The sequence below is a fragment of the Rhizobium sp. BK313 genome (assembly GCF_014193655.1).
Lineage (GTDB): Bacteria > Pseudomonadota > Alphaproteobacteria > Rhizobiales > Rhizobiaceae > Rhizobium.
Window position 1 is genome coordinate 631,944 of record NZ_JACHZQ010000005.1, and the last position, 8,541, is coordinate 640,484.

Annotated in this window: 7 protein-coding genes; 2 read left to right on the forward strand and 5 right to left on the reverse strand. The window is 61.3% G+C overall.

The genetic code is table 11. The features are described 5' to 3' along the window. Nucleotides 1–145: 145 nt before the first annotated feature. Nucleotides 146–1,534, forward strand: a complete 1,389-nt coding sequence (locus FHT86_RS26395) for an MFS transporter (RefSeq protein ID WP_133708719.1) — start codon at nucleotides 146–148, stop codon at nucleotides 1,532–1,534. 66 nt (nucleotides 1,535–1,600) lie between these two features. On the opposite strand, the gene purH is transcribed toward FHT86_RS26395, so the two are convergent. The 4 genes from purH to htpX form a co-directional block, all read right to left on the reverse strand. Continuing rightward, nucleotides 1,601–3,217 carry a bifunctional phosphoribosylaminoimidazolecarboxamide formyltransferase/IMP cyclohydrolase gene (gene purH, locus FHT86_RS26400; RefSeq protein WP_133708718.1) on the reverse strand — a complete coding sequence of 539 codons (1,617 nt, stop codon included), beginning with the start codon at nucleotides 3,215–3,217 and terminating at the stop codon, nucleotides 1,601–1,603. Between the two features lie 92 nt (nucleotides 3,218–3,309). After that, on the reverse strand, nucleotides 3,310–4,935 hold the full coding sequence (locus FHT86_RS26405) for a heparinase II/III family protein (RefSeq protein ID WP_246779649.1): 1,626 nt from the start codon (nucleotides 4,933–4,935) through the stop codon (nucleotides 3,310–3,312). Between the two features lie 171 nt (nucleotides 4,936–5,106). Next, the gene (locus FHT86_RS26410) at nucleotides 5,107–6,519 is read right to left on the reverse strand and encodes an RsmB/NOP family class I SAM-dependent RNA methyltransferase (protein ID WP_183868926.1); all 1,413 of its coding nucleotides are present in this window, start codon (nucleotides 6,517–6,519) and stop codon (nucleotides 5,107–5,109) included. After that, nucleotides 6,510–7,499, reverse strand: a complete 990-nt coding sequence (gene htpX, locus FHT86_RS26415) for a zinc metalloprotease HtpX (protein WP_133708715.1) — start codon at nucleotides 7,497–7,499, stop codon at nucleotides 6,510–6,512. Before htpX ends, FHT86_RS26410 begins: the two co-directional genes overlap by 10 nt. Nucleotides 7,500–7,607: 108 nt before the next feature. Between htpX and FHT86_RS26420 the strand changes: the two genes are divergently transcribed. Beyond that, nucleotides 7,608–7,826, forward strand: coding sequence for a DUF1674 domain-containing protein (locus FHT86_RS26420; RefSeq protein WP_133708714.1), 219 nt, complete (start codon nucleotides 7,608–7,610; stop codon nucleotides 7,824–7,826). A 214-nt stretch (nucleotides 7,827–8,040) separates the two neighbouring features. On the opposite strand, the gene FHT86_RS26425 is transcribed toward FHT86_RS26420, so the two are convergent. Further along, nucleotides 8,041–8,541 (reverse strand): AMP-binding enzyme (locus FHT86_RS26425; RefSeq protein ID WP_409527621.1); only part of this gene is annotated, 501 nt, incomplete at its 5' end.

Below are 8,541 nucleotides of genomic sequence, written 5' to 3' on the forward strand. Positions count from 1 at the left end.
TCCGCCCGGTGCAATAGAGCAATTCCAGGAAAAGTGCGAAGCGGTTTTCCGTCCGGAATGCGTAAAAACAAAGGGATAGAGCGGGAAAGCGATTCCGTGAAACGCTGAACCGCTCTAGACGCGCTGGGGAATCAGGGGCAGGAATTTGGTGGCCACAGAGATAACGGACGATGCGCCGGCAAAAGTGCCGGCGCGGGGCATTTGGGGATGGATGTTCTTTGACTGGGCTGCACAGCCATTCTTCACCGTCGTTACCACCTTCATCTTCGGTCCCTATTTCGTCGCGCGGCTGACGGCGGATCCGGTCTCGGCGCAGACGACCTGGAGCAATATGGCGACGATTTCGTCGGTCATTATCGCCGTATTGTCGCCAGTGCTCGGCTCGATCGCCGATCAATCCGGCGCACGCAAACCCTGGATCGCCTTTTTCGCTGTCATCAAGATCGCCAGCCTTTTCTGCCTTTGGGGAGCCGCACCCGGCTCGCCGGTGATCTATCCCGTCATCTTCATGATCCTTGCCTCGATCTCGGCGGAGTTTTCGATCGTCTTCAACGATTCGATGATGCCGCGGCTCGTCGGCAAGGACGATATCGGCCGGTTGTCGAATGCTGCCTGGGGGCTGGGCTATCTCGGCGGCATGATCGTGCTGATTTTCGTCGTCGGCTTCCTTGCCGCCAACCCCGCCACCGGCAAGACGCTTCTCGGATTGCCAGCGCTCTTCGGCCTCGATCCGCATACGGGCGAGGATGCGCGCATCACCGGCCCGATCGCCGCCGTCTGGTACTTCCTGTTTATCCTGCCGATGTTCTTCTTCACACCCGACGCCGCGCGCGGCCTGCCGCTCGGGGCCGCCGTCCGCTCCGGCCTCGACGAACTCAGGGCGACGCTTGGCGAGTTGAAGCGCCGTCGCGGCATCGCGCATTTCTTGATCGCGCGCATGATCTACCAGGACGGCGTCAACGGCGTGCTAATCCTCGGGGGCACTTTTGCTGCGGGCATGTTCCACTGGGCGACGATCGAAATCGGAATTTACGGCATCATTCTCAATGTCATCGCCATTTTCGGCTGTTTCCTGGCCGGCTATCTCGACCGCTGGCTCGGCTCCAAGGTCATGGTGATCATCAGCCTGTCGATGCTGGTGGTAGCGACGTTCGGCATCATTTCCACCGGGCCAGGCTTCACGCTCTTCGGCCTCGTACCGCTCTCGACCGTCGATTCCGGCGGCCTGTTCGGCACCGCGGCGGAGAAGGCCTATATCGCCTACGGCCTGCTGGTCGGCCTCGCCTTCGGCCCCGTGCAGGCCTCCTCGCGCTCCTATCTCGCCCGCAGCGTCAGCCTTGCGGAGGCGGGCCGCTATTTCGGCATCTACGCACTCTCCGGCCGCGCCACCAGCTTCATGGCGACGTTGTTCTTCTCGCTGATGACCTATTGGAGCGGCTCCGCCCGCCTCGGCATGGCAACGCTGATCGTCTTTCTCGCCGGCGGGCTTCTGCTCCTGCTGCCGACGCCCTATCCTGCCGACAGAGCAAAATAGGACAAAGAAAATCCCGGCCCAGCGGATGCTGGACCGGGATATCCATTCTCAAATTCGGTATATGTCCTAGTGACGGAAGTGCCGGATGCCCGTGAAGACCATCGCAACATTGTGCTCGTTGGCGGCATCGATGACTTCCTGGTCACGCATCGAACCGCCCGGCTGAATGACGGCCGTAGCACCAGCGGCAATCGCGGATAGCAGGCCGTCCGCAAAGGGCAGGAAGGCTTCGGAGGCGACCGCGGAGCCCCGCGTCAGCGGCTCGGCAAGCCCCATGGCCTTCGCGGCTTCCTCAGCCTTGATGGCGGCAATTCGGGCCGAATCAACACGGCTCATCTGGCCGGCGCCGATACCGGCTGTCTGCCCGTCCTTGGCGTAAACGACGGCATTCGACTTCACGTGCTTGGCGACGCGGAAGGCGAACTTCATGTCTTCCAGCTCCTGCCCCGTCGGCGCACGCTTGGTGACAACCTTCAGCTCCATATCTTCGACCAACGCATTGTCGCGATTCTGGACGAGCAGACCGCCGGAGACGGTCTTCGCGGTCAGACCGGATGCGCGCGGGTCGGGCAGGGCGCCGACCGAAAGAAGACGAAGGTTCGGCTTGCGAGCAATAATCGCCTTGGCTTCCTCGGTCACCTCGGGCGCGATGATAACCTCGGTGAAGAGCTTGACGATCTCTTCTGCCGTCGCCGCGTCAAGAATGCTGTTCAGCGCGATGATGCCGCCGAAGGCCGACACCGAGTCGCAGGCCAGCGCCCGTTTGTAGGCCTCGACCAGGCTTGGGCCGGTAGCAACGCCGCAGGGATTGGCATGCTTGATGATCGCGCAAGCCGGACCCTTTTCCGGCAGGAACTCGGCAACGAGTTCATAGGCCGCGTCGGTATCATTGATATTGTTGTAGGAAAGCTGCTTGCCCTGCAGCAGGGTCGCGGTGGAAACGCCGGGGCGGTTTTCGCCGGTGACGTAGAATGCCGCCTTCTGGTGCGGGTTCTCGCCGTAGCGCATCTCCTCGCGCAGCACGCCACCGATGACGCGGTGGCGCGGCGTGGCGATATCGAGCGCTTCGGCAAACCAGTTGGAGATCATCGCGTCATAGGCTGCGGTGCGGGCAAAGGCTTTGGCGGCCATGCGCTTTCGGAAGTCGTAGCTCGTCTGGCCCGCATCGGCGGAAAGCTGCGCCAGTAGCTCGGCATAATCAGAGGGATCGGTGAGCGTCGTCACATAGGCGTGGTTCTTGGCCGAAGCGCGGATCATCGCCGGGCCGCCGATATCGATATTCTCCACAGTCGTCGGATAATCGCCGCCGGCCTTGCGAACATCTTCGAAGGGATAGAGATTGATGACGGCAAGATCGATGCCTTCGATCCCATGCTCCTTCATGGCAGCCTGATGCTCGGCGTCATCGCGGATGGCGAGCAGGCCGCCATGTACCTTCGGATGCAGCGTCTTGACGCGGCCGTCCATGATCTCCGGAAATTCCGTGACCTCCGAGACGTCCGTAACGGCAAGACCGGCCGCGGCAATCGCCTTGTGCGTGCCGCCGGTCGACAGCAGCCGCACACCCTGTTCGCTGAGCGCGCGCGCCAACTCGACGATGCCGGTCTTGTCGAAGACCGACAGAAGCGCGGTTTTCACCTTCACCTTGTCGGGAGCAGGGATTTTCTTGGAAACGACGGCCATGGGCTTTCTCCGAGATCTAGTGCGAGGAGATGTCCGGCGAAAAGAGCGCGGGACGATAATGCCGCCCCGTTAGCATAGCTGGCGCTGTTAGCCTATGGCCGATAGGACAAAAACCATCGGATTTCCGGCTTTTCGGTGATCGGGAAAACGATCTCGAGCTGGTCCGAAGAGCGCATGCCGGAAGCATCGGCAAAAAAGATATCCTCAGCCACCAACACCTCGTTGCCCGGCGAGGAGAATACCCAGGTCTCCCCATCCGGCGCGATCAGCAAGGCCGAGTCAGTTTCGGTCTGCAGCAGGCTGATGGAGGGGTGGATGTGAAACCGCGCGGAGGCCAGGCCATCGCTTTTCAGCAGTGATTTCTTGCCCTCCGGCACGAAAAAACGGTCGCGGCCGGCAAGAATGGTGCCGGTGGCATTCAGGCTCAACTCGCGCTCATGGGCATAGCCAAAGGTCGAGAGATAGCCGTCATGAACCGCCCGGACATAATCGCGACCATCTTCAGTTTCCGCGCGCTCGACGATGACCTTCTTCACGCCGCTGACCATCACCGGGCCGAGGGTTTTCGACTTGGAAAACAGGCTCGAAGAAGTATCGTCAAGCGTCACGGTCGAATGCGCCGCCGTAGCGCGGGCCGCCTGGACGTAGCGATCACCGGCAAAATTCGGCGAGCCGGAATTGACGATGAAGCGGGATTTTCCCGAGGACATTTCGAAAGACAGACAGCCGGCATGCGCCGTACGGCTAAGATCTGCGGAAGAGGGCCCTCCGGTATCGACGATGACCACGGCGCGTCCGGCGGCCAGCCGATGGTACTTGGTATGCGGCAGCGCCTTGAACACCTGGCCAGCTGTTTCGTCATAACGCAGCACCGACATCAGCTCGTTGGCGAGCGTCGACGTCGCTCCGTTGAACAGCGCCAGATCGCCATCCTGATGCCGGAAGAAGCGCAGCGCCGGGTACATGCGGTCGATACCGGGGATCAGCCGGGCCGGTGCGTCATGGCCAAGATTGACGTAGGTTTGGCGCAGCGGCAGCAGATCGAGCAGCAGCTCTAGCGCCACGCGCGGATTGCGCGAGATATGCCCGCCATCGGGAAGAATCTGCCGGTCGATTTCCCTATCGAGCGCCTGGCCGGCACGCTTCAGCGTCGAGGCACCGTTCGGCATGGCGACCGAGGACAGGGCGAGCGCGATCCGTACCCGGAACCGCGTCTCACCGTCCCGTGTCGTTGCCGCTACCCGACGGAGATAACGAACATGGAAGACCAGCATGCGCATGAAACGACGATAAAAGCCGCCATCCGTACCCTGCAGAACCACGGGCGAATGCGACAGCCAGGCTATCAGCCGCTGGGCGGCTGTATCAGGCGCCCAAGCTACGCCCTTGAGCCGGTATCCATGGACGGCCATCCAGTCGTTGAGTATGGATCGCGCCATGGCCGCGGCCTGATCGCTTTTTTCCGCCCGCAAATGCCGCAGCCAGCGGAAACTGTGCAGACGCGCGGCAAAGACCTGCGACGGCAGCTCCAACGCGAAGGGTGATTTCCCCTCCGTTTCCAGCACCCGGCCGGCCAACAGGATGCGGCCGTTCAAAAGCTCTTCAACGAAAAACGGATCGATGCTGCGCAGGTCCGTCGGAGCCACAATTAACCGCTCCGGCACACGCATCGTGTGGCGGGTAAGACGCAATCGCGCCAACGCCGCGCGGCGCGACATTCGCCGCCATGCTTCCCGCATGTGTAAACTCACCGAACCCTGCCGGAAAACTGCATATTTGCTTATGCTTACTCTCTATCTCTGTGGTTAAGAAGAGGTTAGGAATATGCCAAATAGGGGCATTGTGCCCTATTTTTGGTCAACTCGAGCGTAAACGCTCGAGGCTCGCCACTATCGCGTGCGGCGGAGCACCACGGCGAAGAACCCATCCAGCCCGGAAGCGAAACCGCCGGAAAGCGGCAGCATGTCGGGTGTGGTGCGGAAAGCGCCGAGGGGTGAGATCGCGGCTTCGAGACCCGGCCAATCCTCGGGCTTGATCGGCACGCGCTCGGCCATGTCCGTCTCCCGCAGAACACGCGCGACGAGATCCTCGCCCTCTTCGGGATCGAGCGAACAGTTGGAAAAGACCACAAGCCCGCCGGGCTTGACCAAGGTCAACGCATGGCGCAGCAGACGCTCCTGTAGCGCGGCAAGCTTCGCGATATCCTCCGGACCCTTGGTCCATAGCACGTCGGGATGACGACGCGTCGTACCCGTCGAAGAGCAGGGGGCATCGAGAAGAGCGGCGTCGAAAAGATCATCGGGTTGAAACTTGGCCATATCGGCGGCGACGGTTTCCGCCTCCAGCCCAAGTCGCGCCAGATTGCCGGAAAGCCGCTTGAGGCGATTGGCGGATTGGTCGAGCGCGGTCACCTTGCCGCCGGCAAGAATGAGTTGCGCCGTCTTGCCGCCGGGCGCGGCGCAGAGATCGACCACTGTGCGGCCAACAAGCGAACCGAACAATTTTGCCGGAATGCTGGCAGCAGCATCCTGGACCCACCATTCGCCGTCCGTAAATCCATCGAGCGAGGGAATCGAGCCCTCGAAGGCGGCAAGCCGCACGCCGCCGGTCGGCAAAACGACGCCGTTCAGACGCTTCGCCCAGCCTTCAGCATCGGATTTCACCGTGACGTCGATCGCTGCCGGCTCCAATTGCGTGTTGGAAATCCTCAACGCGGCTTCGGCACCATAGGCAGCTTCGAGACGCGCGAGGAACCAAGCCGGCATGGCCGGCACGCCGGCAACCTGGCTCAGGATCTCCTCTTTCTCTCGCCCGATTCGCCTGAGAATGGCGTTGACAAGCTTGGCAAAACGGCGATTGCGCGGATCCTGATTGGCCTGCTCGACGGCGATATCGACGGCGGAATGATCCGGCACATCGAGATAGAGCATCTGCGCCGCACCCACCACCAGCACATGATGCAGGGCTCGCGCACCTTCCGGCAACGGCGAATCCAGCAGTGAAGCAATCGCCGCCTCAATACACGGCAGATGCCGCAGCGCCGAGTTCAGGATGGCACGCACCAGCGCACGGTCGCTCTCGCCAAGCGCCTTATAGGCGGGATTGCCGCCTTCGGCATCCAGCATGCCATCGAGCGGCGTCTTACGGTCGATAACGGCCCCCAGGATTTTCGTCGCGGCGGCGCGCGCTGCAAATCCCGGCTTGGCGGGAACCGAATCATGCGACCGATGCTGCGGCGGGCGATTGCCCGATTGTCTTCCGTCTTTGTTGAAAGGCTTTTTATTGTTGGAATTCAAGACCAGGGTCCCTTCGGCGGTTGCGAACCACCGCGACCCGTATTCGGCACGGAGCGCGATTTACGCTCCGGATTATCAGTCAAGATCGGTCCCGTCGAGCCAAAGTCGGACGACATGCTCATGGTAGGGCCTGCGCCACCGCCGCCATACCGCGCCATCTCGTGGAGCGCGGCGATACGGTTTTCCGTGTCCGGATGCGTGGAGAACAGATTGTCCATGCGCGCGCCGGAGAGCGGATTGATGATGAACATATGCGCCGTCGCCGGATGACCTTCGGCCTCTTCATTCGGAATATGCGCCGCCCCGCGGGCAATCTTTCCAAGCGCCGAGGCGAGCCAAAGGGGATTGCCGCAGATTTCCGCGCCACGGCGGTCGGCCGAATATTCACGTGTGCGGCTGATCGCCATCTGCACCAGCATGGCAGCGAGAGGCGCGACGATCATCGCCACCAGCACGCCGATGATACCGAGGGGATTGTTATTGTCGCGGCGACCGCCAAAGAAAAAGGCAAAATTTCCGAGCATGGAGATGGCGCCGGCAAGCGTCGCCGTGATCGTCATCGTCAGCGTATCGCGGTTCTGCACGTGCGCCAGCTCATGCGCCATGACGCCGGCCACTTCCTCCGGCGTGAGCGCGTTGAGCAAACCGGTGGAGGCAGCAACCGCCGCATTTTCAGGATTGCGGCCGGTGGCAAAAGCGTTCGGCTGCGGGCTGTCGTAAAGATAGACCTTCGGCATCGGCAGGCCGGCATTTTGCGCAAGCTGACGAATGATACGATAGAATTCCGGTGCGCTGCGCTCGTCCACCTCCTGTGCGTGATAGGTGGAAAGCACCATGCGATCGGAATTCCAATAGGAAAAGAAATTCATGCCGGCTGCGGCGACGAGCGCGATCATCATGCCGGCTTGACCACCGATCAAATAGCCGACGCCCATGAACAGGGCGGTCATGAAGGCAAGCAACATGGCAGTGCGCATGAGATTCATCTGATGTCTCCATCACATCGTCAGTCCGAACCTTTTTCTTTCCGGCCGGACGCACTATGATTTGGCTATTCACCCGCCTATTTCAACAGTTCTAGGCCGCATCACGCCATGCAGACTGCAGATAACGACAATAAAAACGACATCGACGCCGGCAAGGCGCCCCGCAAACCGCTCTCGCCAGCCGCCAAACGGGCGCTCGCCGAAGCCGAGGAGCGCCGCAAGGCCCAGGCCCAACCCGACCTTCCCCCCGAAACCGGCGGCCGCGGCGGCGCCGACCCGGCTCGCTTCGGCGACTGGGAGATCAACGGTCGTTCAATCGATTTTTGAGATCGATTTTAGAAAGTTGTTCACGATCCTGTAGATGTTGCGCGAATGAGACCGTGAACCCCATGGCGGCAACAATCAGGTTGCCATCGCAAAAAGGGAAAGCGATGACCGTAGGCTTCCGTCAGGGTTTATCTTTCGAGAATTAGGCGAGGATACGCTCTCGCCTAATTCTAAAAATCGTCATCTCGCCCACCGGGAGCGAGATGAACCTCGATCAAGCGGCATCCGCCCTGTTCTGCCTATTGGCAATCAAATCATCGACGACAGCCGGATCGGCCAGCGTCGATGTGTCGCCGAGCGAACCGAAATCGTCCTCGGCGATCTTGCGCAGGATGCGGCGCATGATCTTGCCGGAGCGGGTTTTCGGCAGGCCGGGGGCGAACTGGATCTTGTCGGGCGAGGCGATCGGGCCGATTTCGGCGCGCACGTGCTTCACCAGCTCCTGCCGCAGCGCGTCCGAACCTTCCTGGCCGGCCATCAGCGTCACATAGCAATAGATACCCTGACCCTTGATCGAATGCGGATAGCCGACAACGGCGGCTTCCGAGACGTGATGGTGCGAGACAAGAGCCGATTCAACTTCGGCCGTGCCGAGACGGTGCCCGGAGACGTTGAGCACATCGTCGACGCGGCCGGTGATCCAGTAATAGCCGTCCTCATCGCGCCGGCAGCCGTCGCCGGTGAAATATTTGCCTTTGTAGGCGGAGAAATAGGT